This window comes from Mesorhizobium sp. WSM4807, from assembly GCF_055811615.1.
Genome location: NZ_JBVVQY010000008.1, coordinates 44,981 through 59,310 on the forward strand (window position 1 = coordinate 44,981; position 14,330 = coordinate 59,310).

The 14,330-nt window shown below is 58.6% G+C and carries 10 protein-coding genes and 2 pseudogenes; 6 read left to right on the top strand and 6 right to left on the bottom strand.

The features are described from left to right. The first annotated feature begins 269 nt into the window (after window positions 1-269). A protein-coding gene (locus AC0L3N_RS12620) for an IS5 family transposase (RefSeq protein ID WP_473547907.1) occupies window positions 270-1,024 on the top strand; the annotation gives its coding sequence in 2 pieces (ribosomal slippage) (window positions 270-603 and window positions 603-1,024; 756 coding nt in all). A gap of 47 nt (window positions 1,025-1,071) precedes the next feature. Then, window positions 1,072-1,547 (top strand): annotated as a pseudogene (locus AC0L3N_RS12625) (transposase); the annotation flags it as partial. Here the strand turns inward: AC0L3N_RS12625 and AC0L3N_RS12630 are convergent. The 4 genes from AC0L3N_RS12630 to AC0L3N_RS12645 all read right to left on the bottom strand — a co-directional run bounded on the left by AC0L3N_RS12630 (window position 1,495) and on the right by AC0L3N_RS12645 (window position 7,363). Continuing rightward, window positions 1,495-3,219 carry a DNA methyltransferase gene (locus AC0L3N_RS12630; RefSeq protein ID WP_473547908.1) on the bottom strand — a complete coding sequence of 575 codons (1,725 nt, stop codon included), beginning with the start codon at window positions 3,217-3,219 and terminating at the stop codon, window positions 1,495-1,497. The pseudogene AC0L3N_RS12625 and the gene AC0L3N_RS12630 sit on opposite strands and share 53 nt — an antisense overlap. A gap of 1,013 nt (window positions 3,220-4,232) precedes the next feature. Next, on the bottom strand, window positions 4,233-6,116 hold the full coding sequence (locus AC0L3N_RS12635) for a competence protein CoiA family protein (RefSeq protein ID WP_473547909.1): 1,884 nt from the start codon (window positions 6,114-6,116) through the stop codon (window positions 4,233-4,235). 116 nt (window positions 6,117-6,232) lie between these two features. Continuing rightward, window positions 6,233-6,631 carry a hypothetical protein gene (locus tag AC0L3N_RS12640; RefSeq protein WP_473547910.1) on the bottom strand — a complete coding sequence of 133 codons (399 nt, stop codon included), beginning with the start codon at window positions 6,629-6,631 and terminating at the stop codon, window positions 6,233-6,235. Between the two features lie 18 nt (window positions 6,632-6,649). Next, window positions 6,650-7,363: an AbiV family abortive infection protein gene (locus tag AC0L3N_RS12645; protein ID WP_473547911.1), complete on the bottom strand. Its 714-nt coding sequence runs from the start codon at window positions 7,361-7,363 to the stop codon at window positions 6,650-6,652. Window positions 7,364-7,574: 211 nt separating this feature from the next. Between AC0L3N_RS12645 and AC0L3N_RS12650 the strand changes: the two genes are divergently transcribed. From AC0L3N_RS12650 to AC0L3N_RS12660, 3 genes are all read left to right on the top strand, one after another. After that, window positions 7,575-8,402 carry an integrase gene (locus AC0L3N_RS12650; RefSeq protein ID WP_473547912.1) on the top strand — a complete coding sequence of 276 codons (828 nt, stop codon included), beginning with the start codon at window positions 7,575-7,577 and terminating at the stop codon, window positions 8,400-8,402. Further along, window positions 8,359-8,874 (top strand): ISAs1 family transposase, encoded by a 516-nt coding sequence (locus AC0L3N_RS12655; protein ID WP_473547913.1) that lies wholly within the window; start codon window positions 8,359-8,361, stop codon window positions 8,872-8,874. The genes AC0L3N_RS12650 and AC0L3N_RS12655 overlap by 44 nt, the downstream gene beginning before the upstream one ends. A gap of 70 nt (window positions 8,875-8,944) precedes the next feature. After that, window positions 8,945-10,246: a YopA family protein gene (locus tag AC0L3N_RS12660; RefSeq protein WP_473547914.1), complete on the top strand. Its 1,302-nt coding sequence runs from the start codon at window positions 8,945-8,947 to the stop codon at window positions 10,244-10,246. A 655-nt stretch (window positions 10,247-10,901) separates the two neighbouring features. Here the strand turns inward: AC0L3N_RS12660 and AC0L3N_RS12665 are convergent. Both AC0L3N_RS12665 and AC0L3N_RS12670 read right to left on the bottom strand, forming a co-directional pair. Continuing rightward, window positions 10,902-11,036, bottom strand: a pseudogene (locus tag AC0L3N_RS12665) (EamA family transporter); the annotation flags it as partial. Between the two features lie 54 nt (window positions 11,037-11,090). Continuing rightward, window positions 11,091-13,337, bottom strand: coding sequence for a heavy metal translocating P-type ATPase (locus tag AC0L3N_RS12670; protein WP_473547915.1), 2,247 nt, complete (start codon window positions 13,335-13,337; stop codon window positions 11,091-11,093). Window positions 13,338-13,407: 70 nt separating this feature from the next. On the opposite strand from AC0L3N_RS12670, the gene AC0L3N_RS12675 reads away from it, so the two are divergent. Then, complete coding sequence (locus AC0L3N_RS12675) at window positions 13,408-13,830, top strand: MerR family transcriptional regulator (RefSeq protein WP_065008538.1); 423 nt, start codon at window positions 13,408-13,410, stop codon at window positions 13,828-13,830. Window positions 13,831-14,330 lie beyond the last annotated feature (500 nt).

The window sequence follows — 14,330 nt, forward strand, 5'->3', positions numbered from 1 at the left end:
CAGCTAAACCGACCTCAAAACGGCGAAAGCAACCAAGGCGATGAATTGGAGTGGCATGGGTGTGCGCGAATACGCCGCCACCTTGCAGCTCTCGCGATATTCTCTGCGCAGATGGCGTGACGTTTCGAGGACGGCGAGGTGGAAATCGACTGGCGAGCGTTCCTTCTTCCGACCGCCCGCCCGCAAACAAGCACTAGGTGGTGTGGACTCTTAGGATTCCCTTTTTGACCGTAGCATGATTCAAGACTGCTTTTGGAGGCAGCCTTGGGATGGATCGGTTGATATTGAGTGACGCGGCGTGGGATAGGATGTCGCCGCTGATCATCGGGCGTCCTGATCAGAAGGGCTCGACGGGCCGCGATAATCGGATGTTCGTCGAGGCGGTCCTATGGATTGTGCGGACGGGCTCTCCCTGGCGCGATCTTCCCGATGTATTCGGCGATTGGAACAGCGTATTCCGCCGCTTCAGTCGGTGGAGCAGCAAGGGTATCTGGTGGCGCATCTTCGAGGCGATGTCCGATGATCCTGACTTCGAATATCTAATCATCGATTCCACCATCGTCCGAGCCCACCAACATGCGGCTGGGGCCAAAAAAGGGGGTCTGAAGATCAAGCCCTTGGTCGCTCCCGCGGCGGCTTGAGCACCAAGATACACATGGCCGTTCGCGGATTGGGGTGCCCTGTGCGGTTCACGCTTACTGCAGGGCAAAAGGGCGATGCGCCGCAAGCCGCAGCCTTGATCGAAGGACTGTCCGCCGACGTGGTCATGGCCGACACCGCCTATGACGCCGACTATTTACGCCAAGCCATCGCCGCCAAGAATGCAGTTGCTGTCATACCCAACAATCCATCGCGCTCACTCAAATATCCGCTCGACAAGCACCTCTATGCCCAGCGTCATCTCGTCGAGTGCTGCTTCTCCAAGCTCAAGCAGTTCCGCCGGGTCGCAACCCGCTTCGAGAAAACCGCCCGCAATTACCGCGCCGTTGTCACTCTCGCGGCTATTGTCCTATGGTTGCGGTAACTGTCCACACGGCCTAGTGCTCGCAGCGCTGCTAAGGACGGGCCAGGCGTGGAAGAGCTCCGCGCGGCGAGCGCTGCCGGGCCGGCGTGCCGCATGGCCACTGGAAGACCACGACCTTCACCGGAGCGCTGCGGCTGACGAGCATGACAGCGCCCTTCGTCTACGACGGCGCTATGAACGGCAACGTATTCGTGGCCCACGCCTGCTCTACCTGCCGCCCTACAGTCCCGACTTCAACCCCATCGAGAACGCCTTCTCCAAGCTCAAGGCGTTGTTGCGAGCAAAGGCCGAGAGAACCATCAAGGCTTTGTGGGACGCCGTCGGTCCGCTTTTCCACCTCTTCACGCCAGCGGAATGCGCAAACTACTTTACAGGACGTGCTCTAGGAGATTATGGGCACCGACGGTGCTTTTCGCCAGCGGCGAAGTCTCAGATATCGAATAGCCTGATCTGGAAAGCCGGGGTCGCAGCTACAGTAGACCGCCAGAAAACTCTTGTTCCTTTGGGACAGCGGTCGGGTTGAAGTGTACAACCGCATCCTTTCCATCGCCAATGAAGCTAAAGGGGAACTCGGGCGCGGCCGGGTCGGGACGCCTTTGCTTTTTACTCTTTTCCGATTTGGAAGTTTGGCGGAAGAACTCCCGTGAGACGTGCCCAAGCGACGGGATGATTGGGCGCTCGCCATTAAACCAGCGCTCGATTGAAACGATCTGCAATTTGGGCAAGTGACCGTGGGCGGTATCGACAAACCCGAAGGACGCGGCTTCCGACCGCATGTCGCGCGTGGGTTCTCGAAGGCAGATGAACAAGCCCATCTCCGCGCGTTCACGATCGATGACAGCTTTGAACTCGCGCACATCTTTGGTTCCGATGTGCTGACCGCCTTTGATGGACGTTAGCACACGTCCCCACCCGCGCGGCCCGTTCATAAAATACATTTGACCGTCGATGCCACGATCCGGGCCCTTCCGAATCTCCTTTAGCGCTTGGACGCCGACCAGATAATTGGCCCACCATTGAAATTGGTATTTGTCGCGCTCGGCGAGACGGGCAGCACTGGCGAAGTCGCGGGGGATGCCGCCCAGATCGTAGCTGACCGTTCCAGGCATATCGGCCAGGCGGTCTTCAATCACTCGGATGGCATGGTACGCCACATCAATACCGATCCACCGACGACCTGCCAACTGAGCAGCAGCGATGGTGGTTCCGCAGCCGCAGAATGGATCCAGTACTACCTCACCCTCATTGGCCGAAGAACGGAGTATCCTATCTAACAGCGCGACAGGCTTCTGGGTGGGATAGTGCAATCTTTCCGCTGCTCGATTGTGAAGCGGCTTGATGTCGGTCCAAATGTCCTGGAGGGCGACCCCTGGCAGATCCTCGGGATACTGCCGGAGCCGGGGCATACCGCCTTCTTTTTTCGGCCAGTGAACCTTCCCAGCGAGATCAAGTGCGTCGAGTTGGTCGGGCGAGGTCGACCAATGCCGTCCCTTAGCGGTGATATCTATCCCGCGCCAAGGCTTGCCAGTCTCCCCGTTTCTTTTGCCTGCACCGGTGAGATCAGTGCGCTTCCACCGCCTGCCGTCGGCATCCTCTTGATCGAAAAAAGTGTCTAGATATTCTACGTCATAAGGTTGATATTGGGCGTTCCAGCAATGTCGTTCTCCCCGCGAATAGAAAAGCAAAACGTCATGGATTGGCCCATAACGCCGTGCACTGCTATGGGCGCTGGTCCTCTTCCAAATCACCTCGTTTAGAAAATTCGTGGGGCCAAAAATCGCATCAAGGATGATCTTAAGATAATGGCTCGCTGTTGGATCGCAGTGCAGATACAGGCTCCCCGTTGTCTTTAGAACACGTCGCAATTCATGCAGCCGCTGAGCCATCATAACCAAGTAGGCCATCATATCGCTGTCGCCAAGCGCAGCATGCAGGGCATGAACAATGGAAGTGACACTGCCGCCTGTGTGCATAATCTCATCGAAGGCCCATTTGGCCTCTGGTCCCCAAGTCCATGTATCTCGGAAAGCCTCTACCTGAGCGCTTGCGGCATCTTCGTCTGGAGTTCGGAAGAGCACATTGTAATTTGCCTGGCTGTTAAACGGCGGATCTAGGTAGACAAGATCGACGCTTTCGTCTGCAATTTCTTCTCGCAGAATCGTCAAGTTATCTCCGAACCAAAGCTGGTTTTTCATCTCCGTCCCCACGGTTGCGAGAGATACTTTGCAGGAACTTCGCTGACAAGCAGTTAACCATGACCCAGCCGGTGGATCAGGTGCTCAGCCGCTGCCCACGGACGATGTCGACAGTCGACAAATGTCGTTGTCGGCCGAAGCGCCTTGCCGGACGCACGGGTTGAAGCGTGAGGCTGATCTACGCGCGGATCGCTCACCCACAATCGACAACTGCGTCAACGCCCGCTGCAGCTCGGCTCGATATCGCTGACATAACTGATCATCTAGCATCTTGAGCTGTTTGATAGATCCCATAGCTGACCTAACGACATGCGGGCTAGATAGCACGGGGAATGCCAATGTTTGTGAGATCGCGCGTTCGCACTAGCGCCGTTCTTGGTCGAGTGCGACTGCCCGTTGCTTCAGGGATAGTTTTGGGCCACCTGCCAATCGGATACGCTCCGCGCGCTCGCGGTCGCGGTTGCGAATCTTTGGGGAAGATTCTGGCGTAGTTTTAAGGGGGATTGGCAGCTCATAGTTCCCAGTTTGGTGGGGCCCGGGGAGCCAGCGATCCAAGACTGCCAAAAAGCGTCTCGCCTATCCAGCCGCATATTGACCGCGTGTCTGCGCTCATGACGAAATACGGTCTCTTGCAGCCATAGCTCTCAATACACAAGCCGGATCGTTTGAGCCTCGTGTTATGGCCCAAGCCATCCTAATTCCGAGCGATCTTCGGCGACGTTTACGATCTATGCTGAGCATCGCCGATAGCAAAAGAATGCCCCTTCAATAGTGGGTCTCACTATGTAGCGGTCTCCCGCTGCCACTAGACTCTTTACTGAAATCAATGCGGCGTGTCTGAGAAACGGCGTGAGATAGGTCACGCCGCTGACGCTGATTTACGCCGCTTTACGGCAGTCTACGAGGACGGACTGCTCAATCCTAACGCAGGTCACTGGCCCCAGGTGAAATGAGCGCAGAAAAGTGACCGAGACTCCTCCCGGCCATGATTTTTTACGGTGGTGCTCCTATGATCAAAACGGTCCGCCGAACCCCCTCTGCCATTCAGCTAGCTTCCCGAGCGCCTTCCGATAGGTGGCGTCATCTCGGACGTACAAGAGCGGCGTTGTCCGCTCTAAGTCGTCATCCCGGCCGTTCAGGAAAGCATCGACATGCTTCGCTGACAAAGACTGCTTGGTATCGGCAGTGATTTTCTCCTGATAACGCTTGCGCTTGACATCGGCGGAGAGCACGCCTCGAGCCTTGGTCAATCCCGACTCGCTATCCTCCGCCGCTTCCAACGGCGACATGCCGCTCAGATCGTCGCGTTTCGCGTTCAGAAAGGCCCCAAGATTAGGGCCGCTCAGTTCCGTTTCAGCGTCAACGCATAGCCGGTCCCGACGCGATTGCCTAAGTCGGTTGGCTTCCTGAATCTGTTTCTGCCGTAGCCCTTCGGCCTGCTTTGATCTCTGAGCCTTGCAGCGCTCGATTGCGCCTCGAATAGGCAAACCCAACGCCGCATGTGGGATCGCGCCGCTCTTTCCGAACATCGCGACAACGGCGTCTATTTCGGCGGCGATCTTCGGCGCTTCGATATCAGACTCGATCGCGGCCCGATATGTCATGTTCGTCTCCGCGTGGATAGAATCCAGCCACGACTCGCCGGTCATGTCCCCTCGCTCTTCGGCCGGAAGCTCGGCTAAGATCCAATCGACTGCTTGCACTGCGGCATGCACGACAGCGGTTCTCTGTGTCTCTGCCAGCGTGCACGCGGTCCACTTGTCCGCAAGGGACCTCTCCAGCGTCACTCCGTAGCCTTGCTGAACGAGAACGCCCTTTCCGAGCAGGTTTTGCAAATAGTTGTCGATCGCCTTCCAAGCGGGCGCGAAGCGAGGTTCGGCGACAGCGACACCGTTCGCTACTTCGGTAGTGACACGCTGAAATTGCGGCCGTATCAGCGCGCTCTTTTCCAAATGCTTGGCGATCGGCACTGCCTTGGCAGCTGCGCTGCCAAGGCATTGGTCGTGAAAGACCTCCGCTAAGATTGTCGCCTGCCATACCGCAGGCGGGACAGTGAAACACGCATAGCCGGCGACCTCGATACCAACATGTTCGGCGAGTCCGATTGCTTGGAGTTCTGCATCACGCGGAACAGCAATCTTCTTTCCGGCCAGTTGTTTCAGCCCGTCGACATAGGCGCGCGCCAATTCATTTGCCCGCTTCTCATGCCTGGCCTGATAGTCGGCGAACCGCTTTTCCTGTGCAGCCTGCCATGTCTCTTCGTCGGCGCGGGTCTTCGCCAACGCTTTGTCGATATCGGGATGATAGAGCCAACACCGTGGCGCGGATCGAAGCACCGCATCCGCGATCTGTTCACGTGTCGAGTCTCGGGGCAACTTTGACAGGTCGATCTCGACAGCCATGACGCCGTGTTCCCGAAGGCGTTGAATCTTTGTTTCGTCGCTCGCATGGGTGACCACGACTTCAACAAAGAGGTCATACCCTAGCGCCGGAACATAGAGGTCCGGGATAACCGTCTTCGGGTCAGTGAACTCGATTCGAAGGAATTGCGTCGTGACCTGCTGACCCGGCTTCGTCACGACGTTGCCCTTATTGAGCCCAAGGCGTTTCGGCAGGAGTAGCGACGGGTCTGCTCGAAACACCTCCTTGGCAAGGAGATGTAGAACGGTTTCAGGACCGCCCCCGCACGCGTCGCCACCGTCGTGCCCGAAGTGCGGCACGTTCTCATCACCCTTGCGAGCCACCAACCGACCGCCGCAGGCAGGGCAACTGCATCCGCAAGCAATGCCGCGCTGAACCTCGCTGATATGCGCCAACGTGCGGTCCGGCCTCAGCCCATAGACAAGCTGTGCACGATCGGTGCCGAAAGATATTCTCGCATTTTCGTGGTCGTCCACCTCGCCTCCGGTTTGCACCGTTGAAGAGCCAGGATGCTCGGCAATGCTGCCTGACGAACGCCGAGCCTATTCCTGTTCTCGCTTCGCCTCCAAAAGGAATGCTGTCGCCACAGCGGTCATTTTGCTAGCGGCCTGCCATGCGTTGAAAAGTTCGCTGTGTAAAATTTCAAGATCAGCCACCATCGCATCGCGGCCTTCATCGGTCTGAATTTTGAAGCCATGAGTTTCATAGAACCGATGGAACAGCCTGTTTCGAGCTTTGAGCGCAGACCCGAAGCGATCCACCAGACCGTAGTCAAGGCGACACAATTCTTCAATGTGCCTAACAGCTGGCCCAGTGTGCTGCGGTCAATGTGGTCAAGGAGCTTTCGCGCATCTTCGGGGTCAACCTCATGGTGCCAACCGCGTTCAAGGCCACGGGCGCATAGGAGCAGCGAACCAAGTTCGGTCTCGAATAGCTGCGCCGCTTCCGCTGCTATCCCGAATTTCGCGTAGAGTTCGTCGCGTGTTGCCATCTGGATATTCAGCCGTGTCTAGATCGGTGGGCGATGGCCGAAGAGCATTCTTAGCGCCGCGACGGTCTTTTCATACCGCATGCCGGACGCTTTGCCAGCCATCGACTCTTTGACGAAGTAGCAATACCGACTGGCGCGCTCGGCTTCGTCCTTGACCTCAGCATCCATAACCTTGTGGGGAGTGCTACTGGTCGAACCGTCAGGATTAACGCGCACGTATAGCGCATCCTGTTTCCGTCGATCGTGCTTGCCAGATGCCACTTTGCGAGCCGCCTGGCTGTAATTAAGGTCTCCATCCGCGTAGCCGCCCATTCCGGTTTCCCATCGAGCGACTTTCTCATATCGTAGCAATTCGAGTGCGCTGGCGATGTCGATCGGGAAATGATCATCGCCCATGTCGAAGTCCTCTGCGATCATTCGCCGGGCGTCTTCGATGTCTTCCCAATGCATGATCATGTAGTCCATGAGCATGCCGACCAACTGCTTGCACGAGTGGTCGTTCATCGCCCTCAGGATCGGCCGCGAAAGCGGAAAGATGCCGATCGATACCAGAATGAGCATGAAGGCTTTTGCGAGCTCTTCCTGTGCAATTAGGATCAGATAGAGTCGTGTCGATTTCAGCTTCTCGAACTCGAACATGTCAGCGTCAGCAAGCACACGCTCGGCATTCTCGACACAGGCTGCAATTGTTTTAGTCAGCGTCTTCGGCGACGGTACAATCAAGCGTGACATTGGACGACTCAGCGGAGGTTGCGCGAGGATAGCAAAGCTATTCGCTAAAGCCTCGCACTTGCTCCTGACCCGCTACTAGCCTCGCGCCGAACGGATCAGGCCATCGCCAGTCGCCGAAAGCTCGGCTGCGACCTCATTCAGAGCCAGAGCGCGGCGGCGTCGCTCGCCCTTTCGTTTGCAGGGGCATTTGCGCTGATATTGAGAAGGGTTGATGGCTGTGCCGGACGAATTCACCTTAAAGCGCTCTGAAAAACTCATCCGGTTCTACACGCAATATCGTGCGCAACTCGACGTGACTCCGATCGGCGGGCGCTGGATGCCCTACCGTTGGTGGAGCCTACCTGATCCGCTGAGTGTGAGATGGATGGCCTATAACGAAATGCTGGCTGAATATTCAGGCGAGCTAGCGAACAAGATCAACGACCTGACACATTATGCGCATCGCCTGCGGACCTGGGCCGCGGTTCTTGCTCCGCTCTCCAACGAAGACAAGCACGATTTGACGCACGAGTTCATTGACATGCTTGGGACCGTCGCGCTGGGGCTCCCATACGCGCTCAAATCCCGTTTTACCTTCGCTGCGGGGCACCTATGCCACCAGGCTAATATGACGAAGATCTCTGATTGGAAAGATGATTTTCCCACCGCAAATCTCTATCTGAACGATATCGAACCCTATTGCCGCGGATGGAGGAAGTACCGCAGGTTCAAGCTGAAGATCGAGCCGATCGCCGGAAGCGTTTTCAAAGAACAAACTGATGATTTTCGCAACACTTACAACCACGGTTTCTCGGCCAGATTCGTGCTTGGCATGACCCGGCTTGTGGGCCGGAAGGTCGAGAAATCGGGGCGCATTCTATACGGCATCGGCGGCAGCCCGGCGCTTGATCTTGGCGAGATGGGAAACCTGCTTCAGAAGGAGCGTGACATTTGCTATCAAGCATTCGACGCTTTCCGAACGCTTGTGAATGAGCAGACCGAAGCGATTGCGGCTTTTGAAGCAGCCGAGAAAACATTCAACTCAGCATCCCGTCGATGAGATCGATGCGCTCACCGAGGTCGAGAAGGGCCATGGCCGCATCGAGACGCGCCGTCATCTCGTCTCACAGCGTGTCGACTGGATGAGTGGCAGAAGGCGCTATCCCGACGAGCCGCGCTTCAAGGGCCTCAGCACCATCGCCATGGTCGAGACCCGTATCGAGACCGGCGCCGAGGTCAGGGTCGAGCGGCGATGCTACATCTCCTCTCGCATCCTCACCGCAAAAACCTTCGCCGAGGCCGCCCGAGCCCATTGGGGCATCGAGAACGGGCTACACTGGGTTCTCGATGTCCAGTTCAAGGAGGATCAGTCCCGCCTGCGCCGCGGCCACGGCGCCACAAACATGGCCATGGTCCGCCACCTCGCCCTCAACCTCATCCGAGCCATGCCCGGAAAACAATCCATCAAGGGAAAGCGAAAACTCGCAACCTGGGATACCGACTACCTGATGGCAGCTCTCCAACCCCGTTAACCTGGACTCGTTGCCCTGGTTTGCCTGACCCTCCCTAGACGACGATCGTGCCCACCAGCTATGTTGTTAGATGGTAGATTTGATTGCTCCGAAATACGCTGCTGCAACTGCTAATTCTGCAATTGATTTGGGCAGCGCACCTGTCGAGCTCCGAGCCGGAGGGATAACCGTTGCCAGCTCCGGTAACGCTCGGCTTGAATTGGCCGACAAAGAACGTGTGCTCGTCGAAGTTAACACGAGCCTCGATGGGTATCGACTTAGTCAAGATCTGCGGCTTCAGCTAAGATTCGGGCCGCATGGTCGGTTCTTTCCGGTGCTTGTGACTCAATCGCAAATAGGCACTGCAGGTGCAAAGCTTTGGTTGATGGCGAACGGTTCAGCATTCACGCAGGTTCGCGACCGGCGCGTACGCCTCTCATCCGCCATCGTTCATGTTCTTAACTTTCCCGAGTTCTTTTGCCTTGGTGCCCAGAGCGACCTTCGCCAATCAAATCAACGGCTTGGGTGCGTCGTCCTGCGAACCCTGGATTGGGAGATAGAGCTTCAGGCGCTTCCCTCAACTCGCAAGATCATCGAGCAGCTAAAGGCTGAAGGAGGCAATGCGATCACCCATGTTGCGCGCATAGTGCACGCAGATCGCCAGTCATTCACATGCGGGCAGCTCGAAGCGATAGTTCACGATCTGCACCGTTTCCTGTCCTTTGCGCGCGGCGCATGGACGTCGCTCTTCGGGATCGTCGGTTATGACCGGAACGGTCAGGAACCCTATCAGAATTGGGGGCAACGCATCGCTGCTCCTTGGCAATCTTGCCCAAGCTGGTTTGACATCCACCACGGCGAATGTCTGGCAGCGGCCTTTCCCGGCTTTGTGGAGCTACTTCATGACCCGTCTCTCTCAAGAGCAGGCTATGCCGGCCTCCATTGGTATCTTCGGAGCAATCGTGCAGGCGAAGGCGCCGGCGTAGATGGGGGTCTGGTACTTTCACAAGCCGCTCTCGAAGGCCTATCAATGTCGGTGCTGACCAACGCTGGCATCACCCTTCCAAGGGCTGCAAATGCAGCAGACAAAATTCGGGCAGCCTGCCAGCACTTGAAGATTCGGACTGCCATTCCGCCCTCGAGCAAGCGATTGCGCCGTTGGAAAAGAAACGGCGCGTTCGCCGACGCCCCGGAGGCAATAACGAAACTTCGCAATGAACTCGTGCATCCCAAGCGTATGCTTCCTGGGAAATTGCCATCCGCCATTCCGGAGGCTTGGCACCTCGCACAATGGTATATTGAGGTGATGCTGCTCAGGCTTTGCGGGTATCGAGGAGTCTATTCGCATCGCCTGATATCGAAGTGGGTTGGAGAGGTGCGGCCATTCCCGTAGTGGGGAAACTCATGTGCCCCGCGTTTGTAGATATTCTGGGTAGCTGGCGGTCCGAGCCGCTGTGCAGTGCGCTCCAACTATCCGGCCGATCGATAGAGGGAATGTTTGGTCGGCGCTTCCCCAAATAAGCAATAGAGGCTGCGCTGCGTTGCCCTGAACGCAAAAACCGCCCCGGTTAGACCGGGACGGTTATTGAATTATGATAAAATTGGTTGCGGGGACAGGATTTGAACCTGCTGGCCTCGCTTGCGAAGTCGCTTCAACAGACGAACTCAGTTGCGGCGCGGTATCGGCGGTAGCACTCCACCGGCTCGACCCCCGTACTCACTTTGCACCACTGCGGAGACAGGCATACCGACATTCTTTAGAAGCGCGCGCATCTCGACTGGAGGTGCAAGACAGAAAGTTCGAAAAGCTTCCAAGAACCCCAGGCGAACTGGACGCTGCGGAGGACAATGGGGTTCACGGATATTCCGGAGAACATCCGCGTTGGAGCGGTCGCTCTCGTCGGCAGAAGAGCGTCCGAAAAGGGTTTCGGCGGCTCCTTCGTGGGAACGAAAAAAGAAGAGAAGCAGAACTTCGTGTGCGCTTTTTGCACACACGTTGCGAGAGCGGCGGAAGCCGGGGATGGCCACGAAGCGCCGGCACCGCTTGCTGCGAGATGCAGCAAGAGACCCGCCCCCATCAGCACGCCGGCTAGCACCAGCCGGGCAGTCAGCGGCTCACCCAAAAGGGCAATCGCCAGAAATGCCCCGATAAACGGCGCGGGCGAATAATAAGCGCCGCTTCGATGCGAATGGTTGTTGCTCATCGAGCCGTCCCAAACGACATAGAAGGCCGCAATCTACACCCCACCTTTCCAGCGCAACAGCCGCATGGCGTTGGCTGTCACCAGCACCGTCGCGCCTGTGTCGGCGAGAATGGCGGGCCACAGGCCGGTGATGCCGACTACGGTCGTCACCAGGAACACCGCCTTCAGCCCCAACGCCATGGTGATGTTCTGCTTGATGTTGGCCATGGTCGCCTGAGACAGTTTTATCATCGCCGCGACATCGCCGACGCGGCCATGCAGCACTGCCGCATCTGCCGTCTCCAGGGCGACATCGGTGCCGCCGCCCATAGCAATGCCGATGTCGGCCGCGGCGAGCGCCGGCGCATCGTTGATGCCGTCGCCGACCTTAGCGACCGTCAGCCCCTGCCCTTTCAACTCGCCGACAATGCGCTGCTTGTCTTCGGGCAGCAGTTCCGGGCGCACCTCGATATCGAGGTGCTTGCCGATTGCTGCCGCCGTGCGCTGGTTGTCGCCAGTCAGCATGACAGTCCTGATGCCAACATCGGTCAGCGCCTTGAGGCCGGCCTGCGCGTCCGGCCGAGGCTCGTCGCGCATGGCGATGAAACCGGCCAGCACATCGTTGATCAGCAGCACCGACACCGACTTGCCCTGGTCGTTGAGGTCGGCGATGCAGGCGGCCTGCTCGGCCGGCAGCGCGACCTTCTCGCCTCCGGCGATCGGCGAGCCCAAGAAGACGTTCTTACCGCCAATGCGACCGACGACGCCCTTGCCGCCGAGCGCCTTCGCCTCCGCCGCCGGCGGCACCGGCACGCGATCGGCCTTGGCCTTTCGCAGGATAGCAAGGGCAAGCGGATGGCTCGATCCGGTTTCGAGTGCAGCGGCCAGCGACAGCACCTCTTTTTCGCTGATCTCGATGGCCACGACATCCGTCACCACGGGCTTGCCTTGAGTCAGCGTCCCGGTCTTGTCCAAAGCCACGGCGGTGATCTTGCCCAAGCCTTCCAGCACCGCGCCGCCTTTCATTAAAAGACCACGCCTGGCGCCGGCCGAGAGCGAGGCGGCGATTGCCGCCGGCACCGATATGACGAGGGCGCAGGGGCAGCCGATGAGCAGCAGCGCCAGGCCTTTGTAGATCCATTCGTTCCAGTCGTCGCCGAAGGCCAGCGGCGGGACGACGGCCACCAGAGCCCCCACGGCGACGACGGCGGGCGTATACCAGCGTGAGAAATGGTCGATGAAGCGTTCCGTCGGCGCCTTACTTTCCTGGGCCTCCTCGACCAGCTTGACGATGCGGGCGATGGTGTTGTCGGACGCCGCAGCCGTGACGGTGACGCGCAACACGCCGTCGCCATTGATGGTGCCGGCGAATACGTCCGCGTCGACGCCCTTGCGCACCGGCACGCTTTCCCCCGACACCGGCGATTCATCGATGGCGCTTTCGCCCTCGATGATCTTGCCGTCGGCTGGAATGCGATCGCCCGGCCGCACCAGAATGACGGCGCCAACCCCAAGGGCTTCGGCCGGAACTTCGCGCGTGGCGCCATTCTCCTCCAGGAATGCCGTCTTGGGCACCAGCGTGGTCAGCGCCTGGATGCTGGAGCGCGCCTTGCCGGCGGCCACGCCTTCCAGCAACTCTCCGACGAGGAACAGGAAGACCACGGTGGCGGCTTCCTCGCCGGCACCGATGATGACGGCGCCGATCGCCGCGATGGTCATCAGCATTTCGATGGTGAAGGGAATGCCGGCGAGCGCGGCCATCACAGCTCGCCGTGCAATCGGCACCAGTCCGATCAGCATGGCGGCAATGAAAAGCCAGACGCCGGTGGCCGGCCAGACATAGTGAATCGCAAAAGCTGCGGCCAATGCGGCGCCGCTGGCGATGCTCAGCCGGCCTTTGGCGCTGTTCCACCACGGCCCCGTGGCCGGCGTGTGGTCGTGGCCATGCAAGCCCTCCACGTCGTCGTGGTCATCTTTGGCTGTGCCGGCATGGTCGCGGCCAGCATGGTCGTGGCCAGCGTGGTCATGGCCGCCTTTGGTGCCGTGCCCGGCCGGTTTGGCGTTCTGTCCGGCTTCGCTCGTGAGCTGAGCCACAGAATAGCCGAGGCCCCTCACCTTCTTTTCGATCGCGGCGAGGTCGCTTTCGGCAGTGTGCCTGACGGTCATGGTGCCGGCAGTGACCGAGACGTTCACATCCCGGACTCCATGCATGCGGCGCACCGCGCTATCGATTTTCGTCGCGCAGCCGGCACAATCCATGCCTTCAACGCGATAACGAGTTTGTGCGGCGGTTGCAGCCATCGTCTCACTCCTTGAACCATTCCAGCGGCACGCTACATTCTCTAGCGACTAGAGGAGCAAGCGAAAAATCATGCGCAGTGTCCCGATTGGCGAAGCGGCACGACAGAGCGGCGTGAAAGTGCCGACCATCCGCTACTATGAGCAGATCGGCCTGCTGCCCGCGCCGAACCGCAGCGAGGGCAATCGACGGCACTATGAAACCAGCGATTTGCGCCGGCTCGCGTTTATTCGCCATTCACGCGAGTTGGGGTTCGGCATCGAAGCCATCCGCACCCTGCTGACGTTGCAGGATAATCCCAGCCAGCCCTGCGCCACGGCCGACACCATTGCCCAAGCGCGGCTGGCCGACGTCGTTCAGCGGATACGCAGCCTCACGGCATTGAAGGCCGAACTTGAACTCATGGTCGAAGGCTGCCGGCACGGGAAGGTCGGCGAATGCCGGGTGATTGAGGTGCTGGCCGATCACAGCCAGTGCGAACACGCCCGGCACTGACTGGACCCGATCTCGAACGATCTAATCATTCGTGAGCCGGCCTTTTCTCCACCCTCCAGGTCATGAGGCGCGACCGCACGGCGAGGTGATGGTTTTGACCACGGCTAAGCCACCCAGCTGAAGTCCGGCTTGCACTTCGGCAATTGGTAGCAGCCGCCCTCTATTCCTTTGCATCGGCGCGTCGCAAGAACGTGATTTGCTTTGCTCATATAACAAACCAGATGGGCCAGACCGAAGGTGATTTGGAGAAAGGCGGAGCGGCACCGCCGATGCGTTGGCCGTATCGCTTCGCTCGCCCGAAATGCCATGAACATTGCCGACACTTGAAGATAAAAACACGCTGGGACCGCAACCGTTGCCCTGAAATTCTCAGCGAAATGCAGACGGACCCGTTTAAGTCGGACTTGGTGCCCAGGCTTTGCCCAGCGCGATCCTGAATTCATAGACCTTTTTGCTCAAAACTTCGCACGTCGCTGCGCGAGTAAGGTGGCAATAAATCC

Bases quoted from the DNA above. Each gene is read 5' to 3' on its own strand.
- AC0L3N_RS12630 (WP_473547908.1), bottom strand. From the start codon at position 3,219: ATGAAAAACCAGCTTTGGTTCGGAGATAACTTGACGATTCTGCGAGAA.
- AC0L3N_RS12640 (WP_473547910.1), bottom strand. From the start codon at position 6,631: ATGGCAACACGCGACGAACTCTACGCGAAATTCGGGATAGCAGCGGAA.
- AC0L3N_RS12645 (WP_473547911.1), bottom strand. From the start codon at position 7,363: ATGTCACGCTTGATTGTACCGTCGCCGAAGACGCTGACTAAAACAATT.
- AC0L3N_RS12650 (WP_473547912.1), top strand. From the start codon at position 7,575: ATGGCTGTGCCGGACGAATTCACCTTAAAGCGCTCTGAAAAACTCATC.
- AC0L3N_RS12660 (WP_473547914.1), top strand. From the start codon at position 8,945: ATGGTAGATTTGATTGCTCCGAAATACGCTGCTGCAACTGCTAATTCT.
- AC0L3N_RS12670 (WP_473547915.1), bottom strand. From the start codon at position 13,337: ATGGCTGCAACCGCCGCACAAACTCGTTATCGCGTTGAAGGCATGGAT.
- AC0L3N_RS12675 (WP_065008538.1), top strand. From the start codon at position 13,408: ATGCGCAGTGTCCCGATTGGCGAAGCGGCACGACAGAGCGGCGTGAAA.